The sequence below is a fragment of the Roseisolibacter agri genome (genome assembly GCF_030159095.1).
Classification (GTDB): Bacteria; Gemmatimonadota; Gemmatimonadetes; order Gemmatimonadales; family Gemmatimonadaceae; genus Roseisolibacter; species Roseisolibacter agri.
The window spans coordinates 20,092-35,422 of record NZ_BRXS01000009.1 but is presented as its reverse complement, the minus strand read 5'-3'; the positions used below and the strand labels follow the sequence as shown (position 1 = coordinate 35,422).

The following is a 15,331-nucleotide window of genomic DNA, read 5'->3' as shown; positions in this document are numbered from 1 at the left end:
CGTCAGGCCTCGCGCAGCGCCTCGGTGGGCGCGACGCCGGCGGCGCGGCGCGCGGGAAGCCAGCTCGCCAGCACCACCGCGCCGCCCAGCAGCGCGACGATGGCCGCGAACGTCGCCGGGTCCGACGGCGCGACGTCGAACAGCAGCGAGCGCAGCACGCGCGTCGCCGCCAGCGCGGCCACCAGCCCGATCGCCGCGCCCGCGACCGCGATCGCGACCCCGCCGCGCACCACCAGCCGCACGACGTCGCGGCGCGTCGCGCCGAGCGCCACGCGCACGCCGATCTCGCGCGTGCGCTGCGCGACCGCGAACGACACCACGCCGTAGACGCCGAGCGTCGCCAGCACGAGCGCGACCGCGGCGAACAGCGCCAGCAGCGTCGCGCCGAAGCGCTGGAACGCCATCATCGCCCCGACGCGGTCCTCCATCGTGCGCACGTCGAACGCGGGCGAGCCGGGCGCCGCGTCCAGCAGCGCGCGCCGCACCGCGCCCACCTGCGCCAGCGGATCGCCCGCGGTGCGCACGAACAGCATCGCGCGGCCGTTCGGCGACTGCGCGTACGGCAGGTAGACGTCGGGGCGCGGCAGCGAGTCGAGCGTGCCGTAGCGCACGTCGCCCACGACGCCGACGACCGTCGCGGTGTCGTTCCAGAAGCCGCCCTGCCCCACGCTCACCGGCTTGCCGATCGGGTCCTCGCCGGGCCAGAACGTCTGCGCGGTGCGCGCGCTCACCAGCACGACCTTGCGCGCGCCGCGGCGGTCCGCGGCCGTGAACGCGCGTCCGCGCTGCAGCGGCACGCCCATCACCCGCGGCCACTCGGGCGTGATCCAGTGCACGCCGACGTCCGGGCCCTCCTCGCCGTCGCGCGGCGCGGGGCGGTCGCGGCGCACGAGCGCCGTGCCGTTGCAGCCGCCGTTGAGCGGCGGGCAGTCCTGCAGCGTCACGCCCGTCACGCCGGGCAGCGCGCCCACGCGCGCCAGCACGCGGTCGAACACCGCCGGGAACGAGTCGCGCTCGGTCACCGCGCGCGGATCGAAGCGCAGCGTCAGCATGCGCTCCGGACGCATGCCCGGATCGACGTCCAGCAGCTTGCCGAGGCTGCGCAGCATCAGCCCCGATCCCGCCAGCAGCACGAGCGCCAGCGCGACCTCCGCGACGGCGAACACGGTGCGCGTCGCGGCGCGCTGCCCCGGGCGCCCGCCGCCAGGCGCGCCGTCCTTGAGCGCGCCGGTGAGCGACGGCCGCGTCGCCTGCAGCGCGGGCACGAGCCCGAACAGCACGCCCGTGCCGAGCGCCAGCGCCGCCGCGAAGGCGAGCGCGCTGCGATCGAGGCGGATGCCCGCGAAGCTCACCATCCGCAGATCGGAGTAGCTGGCGAGGCGCAGCGACTGCGCCGGATCGATGGCCGCCAGCGCGTGCACCCCCCACCACGCCACCAGCACGCCCGCCGCGCCGCCGAGGAGCGCGAGCAGCACGCTCTCGGTGAGGAGCTGGCGCACGAGGCGCCCGCGCCCCGCGCCGATCGCCAGGCGCACCGCGATCTCGCGGCGGCGCCCCGCCGCGCGCACGAGCAGCAGGTTGGCGACGTTCGCGCACGTGATCAGCAGCACGAGCCCCACCGCGCCCGAGAGCACGAACAGCGCGCGGCGCAGCGTCGGGTCCACGCGCGTGGCGTCGAGGGGGCGGGCGGCGGCGCCGTCGTGCCACGCGCCGCCGCCGCCGGGATCGGGGTACGCCGCGTCCACGCGCGCGCCCAGCGTCTCCACCGCGGCCGCGGCCTCCGCCTCCGACACGCCCGGGCGCCGCCGCGCGACCAGCGTGTAGCCGTGGCTCCACGGCTCCTCGATCTCGGCCGACGACTGGCTGAGGATCGGCACCAGCACGTCGGCCTCGCCGCTGAGGCCACGGAAGCCGGCGGGCAGGACGCCGACGACGGTGTACGGCTGGCCCGCGACCGTGAGCGCGCGTCCTATCGCGGCGGGATCCGCGTCGAAGCGCGTGCGCCAGAGCGTCTCGGAGATGAGCGCGACGCGCGGACCGTCCGCGGCGCGGTCCTCCTCGGGCGCGAGGTTGCGGCCGACGAGCGGCACGATGCCGAGCGTCGGCAGGTAGCGCGAGTCCACGAGCTCACCGCGCACGCGCTCCGGCTCCCCGGCGCCGACGCGGATCGTGTACGGCATCCCCTGGTAGAGCGTGAGGTCGCGGAACACCGTCTGCGCGTCGCGCAGCACGCGGAACTTGGGGTAGGACCAGGGCGCGTCGTCGCGGGCGGGGCGGTCGCCGCGCGCGGGCCGCGTGAGGCTCACCTGCATCAGCTCGTGCGGCGCCGCGAACGGGAGCTGGCGCAGCAGCAGCGCGTCGACCGCGCTGTAGATCGCGACGTTGGCGCCGAGGCCGATCGCCAGCGTGAGCACGGCGACGAGCGTGAAGCCCGGGCGCGCGCGCAGCGTGCGGACCGCGAAGCGCACGTCCTGCCGCAGCGCGTCGACGGCGCTGATGCCGCTCGCGTCGACCAGGCGCTCGCGCACGCGCCTTGGGTCGCCCAGGCGGCGCAGCGCCGCGCGCCGCGCGTCGTCGGGGGTCGCGCCGGCGTGGCGCTGCTGCATCTCCTCGAGGGCCAGGTGGAAGCCCAGCTCCTCGTCCATCTCGCGGCGCCATCCCTGCCGGTCGAACAGCGCGCGGCGGAGGACGCCCAGCCGGTAGCGCATCGCATCGACGACGGACATCGGGGCCTCCCGGTCAGGTGCGCTGGAGGACGCGGGCGATCGCGAGCGACACGCGGTCGAAGCTCGCGAGCTGCTCGCCGAGCTGGCGGCGGCCGGAGGCGGTGATCGTGTAGTAGCGCGCCCGCCGCCCGGTCGGCGACTCGCCCCACTCGGACGTCACCCACCCCTTCTTCTGGAGGCGCTCCAGTGCGGGGTAGAGCGACCCCTGCTCGATGGTGAGCACGTCCTCGGAGAGGCGCTCGATGTGCTGCGCGATCGCGTAGCCATGCATCGGCTGCAGCGTCAGCGTCTGGAGGACGAGCATGTCGAGCGTGCCCTTGAGCAGCTCGTCCTTCCGCGCGTCCGGGGAATCCGATCGGGGCACCGCGGCCTCACATGCAGGAGTTCTAGGTGTCGAACCTCTGGGTGTCTATGTAGGACTTCTACCCATGTCCGTCAAGAGCCGGCTGCGGGCTGCCTGGCCCTCGCCCCTCTCGCCAGAACCTTTGACCGTTGGAGAGGACGCGGATGCTCCGGATGCGGCGGATGCTCCGGATCGCGCCGTGTGGCGGCGACGTCCCGTGCGCGACACGGAGCGATCCGCATGATCCGTTCAGATCCGGAGCATCCGCATCCCTCCCAACGGGCAACAGGGGTCCCGCACGCCGAGGCGTCCCGAGGCCGTCCACGCAGCACGAAGCACGCAGCACGCAGCACGGAGCCACCACGGCGACGGCTACACAGCTTAGGTTGGCAGTCATGCTCGCCCGCCGTCCGTCCACGCGTCTCGTGACGCTCGACCGTGCGCTCGAGCGGCTGCCGCTGTTCCGGCTCAGCGACTCGGCCGCCGACGACGGGGCGCTGCAGTGGGTGCCCGCGCCGGCGCAGCGCTGGCGGGTGCTGCCGGCCCCGGGCGACCGGCTGCCCGGGACGTTCGACCAGGACGTCTGGGTCGGCCTCATGCACCGGTGGGCCGAGTCGGGGCGGCCGGACGACGGGGCGATCACGTTCCGGCTGCACGCCTTCCTGCGGTCGCTCGGGCGGAAGGCGGACGGGCGCACCTACGAGCAGCTGCGCGCCTCGCTGGCCCGGCTGGAGCGGACGACGCTGGAATCGACGGCCGCCTACCACGCCGCCGCGCCCGCTGCGCCGGCCGTGCCCGTGGACGTGCGCTTCACCCTGCTCGCCTCGGTCGTGATCGAGCGGCGGCGGCAGGAGGACCACGACCAGCTCGCCCTCTTCCCGGCCTTCACGGCGAACGAGCCGGGCGACGCGCGCGTGGTGCTCTCCCCCACCGTGCGGCAGAACCTGGCCGCCGGCTTCGTGGCCGAGCTGTCGTGGCTGCGCTACCAGCAGCTCGGGTCGCCCGTCGCGCGGCGGCTCTACCGGCTGCTGGCCGCGCTCGGCCCCGATCTCCCGGAGCGGCGGGGGCGGTGGCCGCTGGAGCAGTGGGCGGAGCAGCTGCCGCTGGCCCAGCGCTACCCGTCGCACCTCCAGCGCGTGCTCCAGCCGGCCCACGAGATGCTCATCGCCGCCGGCGCCGTGCGCGCGGCCGCAGTGGTGCAGGAGGGGCGCGACCGCTGGGTCGAGTACGCGTGGTGACACGCCCGGTGACACGCCCGGTGACACGCCTGGTGACGCCGCGCACGCGCTGAACGCGGCGCGAACGCCCGCCCCCTCCCGCCGGCCGCGCGCGCCCCCCATCGTCCCCCTTTCGCGATCGTCCCCATGGCCCTACCCCTGGAGCGCACGCTCAAGCGCGAGGTCGTCATCGACGGCACGCCGTACACCGTCACCGTCTCGCCGCTGGGCGTGAAGCTGGTCCGGAAGGGCTTCCGGAAGGGGCGGGCGGTGAGCTGGCGCGCCCTGCTCGCGCAGGCCGAGCCGACCGCCGAGCCCGAGGAGTCCGACGAGGAGGCTCCCCCGGCGGGGGGGTGACGGGCACGCATCGCGCATCGTCGTCCGCGGAACCCCGCCGGTCCGGGACGGTATTCCTCACGTCATCGCCAAGTCTCTCCAGCCCGAGCGCGCGCCCATGCGTCGTCCGACTCGTACCGCCGTCCTCGCCACCGTCGCCACGGCTCCGTTCCTGGCCGGCGGGTGGATCATCCAGTCGCGCGCGCAGCGCGACGGCGCGCAGCTCCTCGAGCAGGTGATGGGGCTCGTCTCCCAGCGCTTCGTCGACACGGTCGACGCGCCCGCGCTCTTCGAGAAGGCCGCCCGCGGCCTCGTGAAGGAGCTCAACGACCCGTACACCGAGCTCTTCACGCCCAAGCAGATCGCCGACTTCTCGCGCCAGACCAACGGGCGCTACGGCGGCATCGGCATGGAGATCACGGAGCAGAACAACTACGTGACGGTCGCGCGCGTCTTCCCCAACACGCCGGCGGAGAACGCGGGCATCCAGGAGGGCGACCGCATCGTCCAGATCGACACGCAGTCGACGCTGCGCTGGAAGACCACGCAGGTCTCCAACGTGCTGCTCGGCACGCCGGGCACGAAGGTGAAGGTGACCTTCGCGCGGCCGGGCGTCGCGGCGCCGATCACGCACAACTTCACGCGCGCCGAGGTGCACATCCCGGCCGTCGCGTACTCGATGACGTTCGACGGCAACGTCGGCTACATCCCGGTGACGCGCTTCTCCGAGGCGACGGCGCAGGAGATCGGCGACGCCGTGCGGAAGCTGCAGGCGCAGGGCGCCAAGGGCGTCGTGCTCGACCTGCGCGACAACCCGGGCGGCATCCTCGAGCAGGCCATCTCGACGAGCAACCTGTTCCTGCGCCGCGGCCAGGAGGTCGCCAGCGTGCGCGGGCGCCAGGGCGACGCGCAGACCTACGTCGCGACCGCGCAGCCGCTCGCCCCGACGCTCCCGCTGGTCGTCCTCGTGAACGGCTACTCCGCCTCAGCCTCCGAGATCGTGGCCGGCGCGCTGCAGGACCACGACCGCGCGGTGGTCGTCGGCACGACGAGCTACGGCAAGGGCCTCGTGCAGACGCTCTTCCCGCTCGACGGCGGCTACGCGCTCAAGATGACGACCGCCAAGTGGTTCACGCCGAGCGGCCGCTCGATCCAGAAGGAGCGCAAGCTGATCGACGGGCAGTACGTCGAGGTGCACCCGGACTCGCTGGAGAGCGACTCGGTGCGCAAGGCGCGCCCGAAGTACCGCAGCGACGCGGGCCGCGTGGTCTACGGCGGCGGCGCGGTGACGCCCGACGTCATCGTGAAGCCCGACACCATGAGCACCGCCGAGCAGACGCTGGCGCGCGCGCTGGCGCCGAAGTTCCCGGAGATCTACACGGCGCTCTCCGAGATGGCGTTCGAGCAGAAGGGCAAGCTGCGTCCGGACTTCACGGTGCAGCCGCAGTGGCGCGACGACCTCTTCTCGCGCATCACGAAGGCGGGCGTGAAGGTCGAGAAGGCGCAGTGGGACGCGGGCAGCGCCTGGGTGGACCGCCAGATCGAGCAGCGCATGGCGCGCGTCGCGTTCGGCGACTCGACGGCCAAGCGCCACGACCTGAACGACGACGTGCAGCTCCGCCGCGCGATCGACATGGTGAAGAAGGCGCAGGCGCAGCGCGACCTGTTCGCGATGGTGCCGGCGCCGGCGCAGGGCGTGCTGCCGAACGACCGCCCGACGGCGCAGGGCACGGCGGCGGCCAAGCCGTAACCGGGCACTCCCGCACACGCACGAACGACGAGGGCCCCGCGGCATCGTGCCGCGGGGCCCTCCGTCGTTCCAGGCTCTGCTGGCCTGGTCTCGGTACGCCTCGGCGCGCCGGACCCGAACGACAACGGCGGCAAGGATTGAAATCTGAGAAGATCGGATAACCGTCGATGCTCCGTGTGGCGGCGAGGAACGTCGCCCGACGCGGAGCCATCCGTCGTTATCAGATCTTCTCAGACTTTCATCCTTGCAAATGCAGTTCGCAGTTCGGGTCCGGCGCGCCCGTCAGGACCCCGACACCTGCACGCACCCGCGCGGCGGCGGCGTGCGCTGGTTGCACTCGTCGATCGGGATCGGCACGATCGGGAAGACGCGGTGCGACGGCAGCGTCTTCGCGAGCGTGGCCAGCCGTCCGTAGCGGCGCGCGTCCACCCAGCGGTGGCCGTACTCGAAGAACAGCGAGTAGCGGCGGTCGTAGAGGATCTCGTCCACCAGGTCGCCGGCGAACGTCGCGGCCAGCGGCGCCAGCCCGCCGGACACGGTGCGTACGAGGTTCAGGTCCGCGATCGCGCCCGCCCGGTCGCCCGTCCCCAGGCGCGCCTCCGCGCGCAGCAGGATCAGCTCCTCGTTCTTGATGATCGGCACCGGCGCGACGTTGCTGGCGTACGCGGTGATGCGGACGTTCGACGTCACGCCCTGCGTGCTCAGCGAGACCGGGCCCACCACCGCCTTGGACGATGCGCGCCGGTCCGGTGTGCCGTCGGGCTGCAGCCGCGCCTCGGTGAGGAACGACGGCACCGCCGTGAGCGCGCGCGGCGCGGGATCGAACAGCGGGTTCACCGCGTCGCCCGACGTGGTCGAGAACGAGTGGTACACGCCGGCCGCGAGCGTCGCGGGCGTCGGCGACGCCGTGTTCAGGAACGACTCGCCGAGTGCCGCGAGCGCGTCCGCCCAGCGCTGGCGGTAGACTTCCAGCCGCCCCTTGAGCGCGCGGTTGAAGCGCACGAAGGTGGCGGGCGTGTTGAAGCCCGCGAAGCCCGCGGGCAGCGCGAACGGGAACGCCGTCCCGCCCGCGGCCAGGTGCGTGCGCGCCTCGTCCAGCAGCTGCGCGGCGCGCGCATAGCCCTCGTCGCGCGTCACGAACGGGCCGAGCTCCCGCGCGCTCGGATCGACGTCGAGCACGATGCCGAAGGTGTCGCGGATGCGCAGCTGGTCCATGTAGGCCAGCGCCATGAAGGTCTTGGTGAAGCCGCGCACCGCCTCCTTCTGCGCCGCCGTGTAGTCGGCGGCCTTCTCGACCGCGTCGAGGACGGTGAACGCCGTCAGCAGCTGGCGGTACGTGGCGGTCCACCCCATGTCGGTGCCGAAGCCGCCCGGCTCCAGCGGCCCCACGAGGAAGCCGAGCACGTTGCGCGGCTCGGCGCCGTCGAGGTTGTAGACCTCGCGTCCGAGCACGCCGAGCGTGGTGGCGTACGCGCCGACGGTGGCGCGCGCGCCCACCAGGAGGCCGAGCGCGGTCGTGTTGACCGTCGCCGCGTTGGGGTTGCTGGTGAGCTGGTCGACGTTCGGCGAGTTGTAGTTCGGGACGGTCACCTCGCGGCACGCGCCCGCGCCGCCCGCGACCAGGCAGGCGGCGGCGACGAGACCGCACAGGAGGGCGCGCATCGTCAGAACTCCACGTTGAGGTTGAGCCAGTACTGCCGGCTCGCCGGATACGCCGCCAGCTCGCGGTTGCGCTGGATGGAGGACGGCACGTTGGCCGCGCCGAAGTTCTCCGCCTCCGGATCGCCGCCGCGGAAGTCGGTCCACCAGTACAGGTTCCGGCCGCTCAGCTGGAGGCGCGCGGACTGCGCGCGCGACCAGAGGCGCTGCGTGAGCGCGCGCGGCAGGTCGTAGCCCAGCGTGACCTCGCGCAGCTTGGTGTACGACGCGTCCTGGTAGTAGATGCGCGTGACCTGCAGGTACGTCGTGCGGCGCACCTCGCCCAGCTTCTGGCCGGTCGCCGTGGTCGCGTCGTAGTCGCGCGAGTTCTGCCCGAGGTCGTAGTGGCGCCAGGTGCCGTTGGCGAGCATGCCGCCCTGCTGCCGGTCGAGCAGCGCGTACGCGGACAGCCCCCTCCAGCGGATCTCGTTCCCCCAGCCGGCGTTGTACTTCGGGTTCCCGTCGCCCATCACCACGGGGACGACGACGCGCCCGCCCGGCTGCGGCAGCGTGTCGTTGCCGATCAGCTGCGTCGCGCTCTTCCCCTCCTCGATGCGCACCGCGCCCACCTGCGGGGTGCCGAGCAGGAACGCGGGCACCGGCAGCTTCGTGATGCGGCTGCGGTTGGCGCCCAGGTTGAAGCGCGTGTTCCAGGTGACGGCGCCCTGCACCGGGAACGCCGACAGCGAGGTCTCGAAGCCCCACACCTTCATCGCCGCGCCGTTGGACGTCTCGGAGGAGTAGCCACTGGTGGGCGGCAGCGTGCGCGTGATGAGCAGGTCCGAGATGCGGCGCTGGAACGCGGTCAGGTCGAGCGTGGCGCGGTTGCGGAAGAGCGCGAGATCGAACCCGCCTTCCAGCTCGCGCTGGCGCTCGGGGCGCAGGTCGCTGGCGGCGCGCGCGGTGCCCACGCGGAACGCGCCCGCGCCGCCGATGTTCGACAGGTCGAGCGGCGTGAACTTCTGCCCGTAGAGCGGCTGGTTGCCGGTCTCGCCGTAGGCCAGGCGCACCTTCAGCTCGTCCACCAGCCCGGCGAGCAGCCCGGGCATGCGGTACGACGCCGACGCCTTGGGGAAGAGGAAGAACTTCGACGGATCGCCGTTGTTGCTGCTGCGGTCCGCGCGCGCGCCCGCGGTCAGCAGCAGCCGTTCGGCCAGCAGCAGCTCGGTCTGGCCGAAGAGCCCGAAGTCGACGACGCGCAGGCGCTGCTCGTCGACGTCGCGGATCGTGCCCGAGGTCACGACCTCGAGGCCGCCGAGCAGGTTCTGCGCGCTGGCGCGGTTGAGCGCGAAGCTGCGCCGCTCGTACTGCGTGCCGAGCTGCGTCGTGGCGGAGAGGCGGGCGAGCGGCCGCCAGACGTGCACCAGGTTGAGGTTCGCGTTCGCGTTCTGGTTGGTGGCGTCGGAGACGACCGAGGTGCCGGGAAGGTTGTCGGCCGGCTCGTACTGCAGGTCGGGCGGCGAGAACACCTCGTTGCGCTGGCTCAGCACGTCCGTGCCGCCGTAGGCCACGAAGCGCAGCTCCTGCGACCCGCGCTGCGCGATGTCCCAGGTGAGGCGCCCGGTGGTGATGTTGCGCCAGACCCCCTCGCTGTTCTTGAAGCGCGCGATGGTCTGCAGCGGGTTGGACGGATAGAACGGGTTCACCGGCCAGGTGCCGTCCTCGCGCTGGCGCAGGTCGAGGAACGACGGGACCTTGGTGAGCGTGTACGCTACCGAGTTGCCCGCGTTGTCGTTGCCGAACAGCCCGCGGTCGCTGAGCGTGCGCAGCACCTCGGTGCCGGCCTGCAGCTGCAGCCGGTCGGTGAGGCGCTGGTCGACGTTGATGCGCGCGCCGTACTTCTTGGCGTACGTGCGGGCGACGATCCCCTCCTCGTCGCGCGCCGAGCCGGCGACGAAGTAGCGGGTGGCCTCGTTGCCGCCGCTGACCTGCAGGGCGACGTCGCCGTTGATCGGCTCGTTGCCGTAGGCCAGCGACTCGTAGTCGATGAAGCGCGAGGCGTCGAAGTACTGCGGCGCGGTGGGCCCGAAGGCGCGCGTCGCGTCCTCGACCGAGGGGAAGCGGCGCTGCCCGTTGCGGTACGCCAGGCGCGGCGTTCCCACGCCGCCGCGGAACAGCCACTTCGGCGCGCCGGCGACGCCGCGCTTGGTGGTGATGATGATGACGCCGCCCGACGCCTTGGAGCCGTAGATCGCGGCGGCCGCGGAGCCCTTCAGGATCTCGACGTTCTCGATCTGGTTGGGATCGAGGTCGGCGATGCGGTTGACCGGCGACTCCTGCGTGGCCGCGGAGATGGCGGTGCCCGCCGCCCCCGTGACCTTGTTGGTGCCGGTGCCGATGGAGACGTCGCTGACGATTACGCCGTCGACGACGTACAGGGGCGTCGCGTTGCCGAGGATCGACGAGATGCCGCGGATGCGCACGCGGTTGCCGCCGCCCGGCGCGCCGGTGCTCTGCGCGATCTGCGCGCCGGCGATCTTGCCCTGGAACGCCTGCTCGATGGTCTGCGACGAGACCTTCGTGACCTCCTCGCCGCTGACGCTGGCGATGGAGTTGGGCAGGTTGCGGCGCGAGATGCCCGTCGCCTGGCCGGTGACGACGATCTCCTCGAGCTTCAGCGCGTCCTTGCGCATGCTCACGCGCACCGTGCCCTGGTCGGCGGCGACGCGCGCCTCGACGGCGGGATAGCCGATGCGGCGCACGAGCAGCACGACGTCGCCGGCCGGCACGCGCAGCGTGAACGTGCCGTTGTCGCCGGTGATGGTGCCGACCGTCGTGCCGCGCAGCTGCACCTGCGCCGCCGGGAGCGGCGCGCCGCTCCCCTCCTCGACGACCGTGCCGGTGACCGTGCGCGCGGGCGCCTGCGCGCGCGCCGGCCCGGCGGCGAGCGCACCGGCGCACGCGGCGGCGAGCGCGCAGACGACGACGGAGTTCCCTCGCATGTGGCCTCCTGGGAGTCAGGGCAGCACACCGACCACCGCGCGCGACACGCGCGCGGGCCGAACGCGTCGTGGTCCGGACGCGGCGGATGCGCCGTGGTCGCCCCCCCGCGCGGCGGGTCGAATCCCGCGCGGACGTCGAACGTCTGCGCGAGCGTGAACGCGGCGGCGTGCGCGGGGGGCGCGTCGATCAGCCCCGCCGCGGCGCAGCAACCCGGCACCGAGCGCGGCGGGGCGCGCAGCCGGGAGCGCGAGGGCGAGCAGGCCGCCGACGACAGCGGCGGGCGTGCGGGCACGGCACGGGAGCGACGGCATCGTCGTGCGTCCTCCTGTGAAGGACGGACCGGGCGCGAGCACGAGGCGTCACACGAAGCGTCACACGTCGCGGGGGACTCGGTCGTGCCGATCCCCCGCTCCGCGAGCCCTACGGGGGCGACGATAGGGCCGCCCGGAACACGCCGCAAGCGCGCGCGGCGCGCCTCAACACCGCCTCAACGCCGCGTCGCGGCGTGCATCAGCGGGTCAGGCCGCCACCGGCCGACGCTCGTCCTCGCCGTCCTCCACCACCTCCAGCGCCCGCCGCCGCGCCCGCGCCAGCAGGCGGCGCAGCGTCAGCGCGAGCCCCGTCCACACGAGGCCGACGCCGGCCGCCGACGCCAGCCCCGCCAGCGTCTGCCCGACGACGCCCGCCGCCTCGCCGGTGTGCACCGGGCGCACCCACGACCGCACCTTCTGCGCGACCGGCAGCTTGGCATAGGGCTGGACCTTCGTGATCTCGGCCGAGCGCGCGTCGACGGTCAGCGTGGTGCGCCCGTCGGGGCGGTTGCTGGCGGTCGCGGACGCGGTGAGGGTGGCCGTCTTGGCGCCGTTTGCCGGGTAGCGGAGCTGGAGCTGCTTCCACCCGGGCGCCGCCGCGCCGGCCTTCGCGAACAGCGCGTCGAGGTCGGGCGCGAAGGCGGGTCCCTCGGGACGTGCACCGCCCGGGCGCCCACCGCCCTCGCGCGGCGCCTCCGCCTTCGGCGGCTCGCCACCGAAGGCGCGGATCACCAGCGCCGCCGGCCAGGCGTACGAGATCATCGCCGCGGTGAAGACGACCAGCAGCATCACGGGCGCCGTCCACGCTCCCATGACGTGGTGCCAGTTCCAGTCGCGCGCGCGCCCGCGGGCCCGGAACGTCGGGACCAGCACCGCGCGCAGCGAGCGGCGGCTGACCTTCCGCGGCCACCAGAGGAAGGCGCCGCTGATCAGCAGGAAGAGGAAGGCCAGGTTGCTCGCGCCCGTGATCTTCACGCCCAGCGGGTCGCGCACCGACGGGCCGGTCGCGAGCGAGCGATGCCACCGCTCGACGGCCGCGAAGAACGCCCGCACGTCCGGGCTCCCGGGCAGCACCGCGCCCGTGTACGGATCGAGGGCGATGGTCCGCCGCGGCTCGACGCCGACCGCCACGGGCGCGTTCGGCTCGTCGCGCACGGTCACGCCGGTCACCTTCACCCCCGGCTCGGCCAGCCGCACGCGGGCGACCAGCGTGTCCAGCGGGAGGCGCGTCGCCCCGGCCGGCACCTGCACCGTCCCGGTGGACCACGTCGTGATCTGCCGCTGGTAGGTCAGCAGCACGCCGGTCAGCGACATGATCAGCACGACCGCGCCGGCCGCGACGCCGGTGACGAGGTGCAGCCAGAACAGCGTGGGGCGGACGACGCCGGTCCAGAGACCGCGGCGCCGGGTGGTGGGGGCCGTGGAGGCGATGGGCGCAGGCATGGCGGGGAACCTTGCCGGCAATCCCGACCTTGTCAATCGGAATTGAGCACAGGGCTCCCCGGCGCGGCCTCGCGCGCTTTCTTTCCGGCCACCCCTTCCCCGCATCGCATGCCTCGCCCGCGCCTCCTGCTCGCCGCCGTCTTGGCCGCCGCCGCCTGCTCGCGCGGCGTCGTGGTCTCCACCGGTGGCGAGCCGCCCGCCCAGTCGCCCGCGCGCGCGGTGACGCCCGACAGCGGCGAGACGCACCTCGCGAACGTCCGCCAGATCACCTTCGGCGGCGAGAACGCGGAGGCGTACTTCAGCCACGACGACCAGTGGCTAACCTTCCAGAGCACGCGCGACGGGCGCGCCTGCGACCAGCAGTACGTGGTGCGCGTCGACGGCACGCAGCTCGCGCGCGTCTCCAACGGCGAGGGCAAGACGACCTGCGGCTGGTTCCTGCCGGGCGACCGGCGGCTCTTCTTCGCCTCGACGCACGCCGCCGGCGCCGCGTGCCCGGCCAAGCCCGATCCGTCGAAGGGCTACGTGTGGGGCATCGACCCGTACGACATCTACACGGCCAACCGCGACGGCTCCGACCTCAAGCGCCTCACCAACTACGGCGTGTACACGGCCGAGGGCGTGCTGTCGCCCGACGGGACGCGCATCGTGTTCACGTCGCTGAAGGACGGGGACCTCGACATCTACACGATGAGCGTCGACGGCAGCGACGTGCGCCGCCTCACGACGACGCCGGGCTACGACGGCGGCCCGTGGTGGAGCCCCGACGGCACGAAGATCGTCTACCGCGCCTGGCACTACGCGCCCGAGGACTCGGCCGGCCTGCGGCAGTACCGCGAGCTGCTCGGCCAGCGGATGATCCGCCCCAACCGGATGGAGCTGTTCGTGATGAACGCCGACGGCAGCGACCAGCGGCAGATCACGCGGCTCGGTGGCGCGAACTTCGGCCCGTCGTGGACGCCGGACGGACGGCGCATCGTCTTCTCGAGCAACCACCAGAACCCGCGCAGCCGCAACTTCGACCTGTTCGCGGTGAACCTCGACGGCACGGGGCTGGAGCAGATCACGCGCAACCCGGAGTTCGACGGCTTCCCGATGTTCAGCCACGACGGCAAGCGCCTCGTGTGGGCGTCGAACCGCGGCGCCGACCGGGCCGGCGACACGAACCTGTTCATCGCCGAGTGGCGCCCGTGAGGGCGTTCGTGACGCCGCGAGCGACGCGCGCGTGACGCCGACCGCGGTCTTCCTCGTCCTGATCTCGGCGGCCGCGCACGCGTACTGGAACTACCTGCTGAAGCGCGCCGGCGGGACGCGCGCCTTCATCGCGCTCAGCAAGGCGGCGGAGGCGGTGGTGTTCCTGCCCGCCGCGCTGGCGCTGGCGTGGCGCGCGCCGGCGGGAACGCTCGCGGGCGTCGGGCCGTTCATCGCCCTCGGCACCTTCTTCGTGCTCGCGGGCTACGTCACGCTCGGCGCGGCGTACCGCGTCGGCGACCTGTCGTTCATCTATCCGATCGCGCGCGGCGGCGCGCTGCTCTTCCTACCGCCGCTCGGCTGGCTCGCCTTCGGGGAGCGCGTGGGACCGCTCGGGTGGATCGCGATCGTCTGCATCGTCGCGGGCGTGCTGGTGATGCAGCTGCCCGCGCTGCGGCGCGAGGCGTGGCGCGAGCTGGCGACGCAGCTGCGCGGCCCCGCGACGCTGCTCGCGCTGCTGATGGCGCTCATCCTGGGCACGAGCACGATCTGGGACAAGTACGCGGTGCGCAGCGTCTCGCTGTGGGCGTACTTCTACGGCTACACGGCGTGCGCGGGCGCGGGCTACCTCGCATGGGTGGTCCGCGCCGAGGGCGTGCCCGCGGTGCGCGCGGAATGGCGCGCACACCGCGGCGCGGCGATCACGGTCGGCGTGCTCAACACCCTGAGCTACGGGCTCGCCCTGGCGGCGCTGCGCACCGGCGGCTCGACGTACGTGGTGGGGCTGCGGCAGTTCAGCATCGCGGTCGGCGTGTGGCTCGGCGCGCGGCTGCTGGGCGAGCACGTGTCCGCTCCGCGGCGGCTCGGCGTGTCGCTGCTGCTCTGTGGCTGCCTGCTGATGGCGTGGGGGCGATAGAGCCGGCTGCGTGCTGCGTGCTGCGTGCTGCGTGCTGCGTGCTGCGTGCTGCGTGTGGCTCCATGCCCTCGGCGACCGACGTCGCAGCCGGCCTGCACGCACTGCGCGTCTGGATACGGATGCTTCGGATGAGGCGGATCAGACGGATCTCCTCCGCACCGGCGCATGGGACGTCGCCGGCAGGAGGAGGGATCCGGAGCATCCGTCTCATCCGGAGCATCCGTAGTCCCCGGTTCGCAGACTCCGGCACAGCGCGCGGGACCCTGAACGGCGAACGGCACTGGGCAGGATGACGGGATGACCAGGAGGCTCCGCATGGCGCATGGAACGGCGCGCCGCACGGAGCCTCCTGGGTCATCCCGTCGACCGATGCAGTGCTGCTCCATCGCGTCGATGGCGTCCACGCATCACGCAGCTGGCCTGCACCACAGCTGTCGACGAACGCACGCTGCTGCAT

General features: G+C 73.4%; 10 protein-coding genes. 5 read left to right on the top strand and 5 right to left on the bottom strand.

Annotation, left to right across the window (positions count from 1 at the left end; all coding sequences use genetic code 11):
* Positions 1-2: 2 nt before the first annotated feature.
* Both rosag_RS24090 and rosag_RS24085 read right to left on the bottom strand, forming a co-directional pair.
* The gene (locus rosag_RS24090) at positions 3-2,726 is read right to left on the bottom strand and encodes an ABC transporter permease (protein ID WP_284352743.1); all 2,724 of its coding nucleotides are present in this window, start codon (positions 2,724-2,726) and stop codon (positions 3-5) included.
* Between the two features lie 13 nt (positions 2,727-2,739).
* On the bottom strand, positions 2,740-3,090 hold the full coding sequence (locus tag rosag_RS24085) for a PadR family transcriptional regulator (protein WP_284352742.1): 351 nt from the start codon (positions 3,088-3,090) through the stop codon (positions 2,740-2,742).
* Positions 3,091-3,464: 374 nt separating this feature from the next.
* On the opposite strand from rosag_RS24085, the gene rosag_RS24080 reads away from it, so the two are divergent.
* From rosag_RS24080 to rosag_RS24070, 3 genes are all read left to right on the top strand, one after another.
* The gene (locus rosag_RS24080; protein WP_284352741.1) at positions 3,465-4,307 is read left to right on the top strand and encodes a replication initiator protein A; all 843 of its coding nucleotides are present in this window, start codon (positions 3,465-3,467) and stop codon (positions 4,305-4,307) included.
* Positions 4,308-4,433: 126 nt separating this feature from the next.
* Entirely contained in the window at positions 4,434-4,643 is a 210-nt protein-coding gene (locus rosag_RS24075; protein WP_284352740.1) for a hypothetical protein, read from the top strand.
* A 97-nt stretch (positions 4,644-4,740) separates the two neighbouring features.
* Positions 4,741-6,372, top strand: coding sequence for a S41 family peptidase (locus tag rosag_RS24070; protein ID WP_284352739.1), 1,632 nt, complete (start codon positions 4,741-4,743; stop codon positions 6,370-6,372).
* A gap of 282 nt (positions 6,373-6,654) precedes the next feature.
* On the opposite strand, the gene rosag_RS24065 is transcribed toward rosag_RS24070, so the two are convergent.
* The 3 genes from rosag_RS24065 to rosag_RS24055 all read right to left on the bottom strand — a co-directional run bounded on the left by rosag_RS24065 (position 6,655) and on the right by rosag_RS24055 (position 12,767).
* Entirely contained in the window at positions 6,655-8,034 is a 1,380-nt protein-coding gene (locus tag rosag_RS24065) for a RagB/SusD family nutrient uptake outer membrane protein (RefSeq protein ID WP_284352738.1), read from the bottom strand.
* A gap of 2 nt (positions 8,035-8,036) precedes the next feature.
* Positions 8,037-11,012 carry a SusC/RagA family TonB-linked outer membrane protein gene (locus rosag_RS24060; RefSeq protein ID WP_284352737.1) on the bottom strand — a complete coding sequence of 992 codons (2,976 nt, stop codon included), beginning with the start codon at positions 11,010-11,012 and terminating at the stop codon, positions 8,037-8,039.
* 519 nt (positions 11,013-11,531) lie between these two features.
* Positions 11,532-12,767, bottom strand: coding sequence for a PepSY-associated TM helix domain-containing protein (locus rosag_RS24055; RefSeq protein WP_284352736.1), 1,236 nt, complete (start codon positions 12,765-12,767; stop codon positions 11,532-11,534).
* A gap of 108 nt (positions 12,768-12,875) precedes the next feature.
* Here rosag_RS24055 and rosag_RS24050 point away from each other — a divergent pair, with 108 nt between their 5' ends.
* Together rosag_RS24050 and rosag_RS24045 are read left to right on the top strand one after the other, a co-directional pair.
* Positions 12,876-13,961, top strand: a complete 1,086-nt coding sequence (locus tag rosag_RS24050) for a TolB family protein (protein WP_284352735.1) — start codon at positions 12,876-12,878, stop codon at positions 13,959-13,961.
* Between the two features lie 31 nt (positions 13,962-13,992).
* Positions 13,993-14,874 carry an EamA family transporter gene (locus tag rosag_RS24045; protein WP_284352734.1) on the top strand — a complete coding sequence of 294 codons (882 nt, stop codon included), beginning with the start codon at positions 13,993-13,995 and terminating at the stop codon, positions 14,872-14,874.
* Positions 14,875-15,331 lie beyond the last annotated feature (457 nt).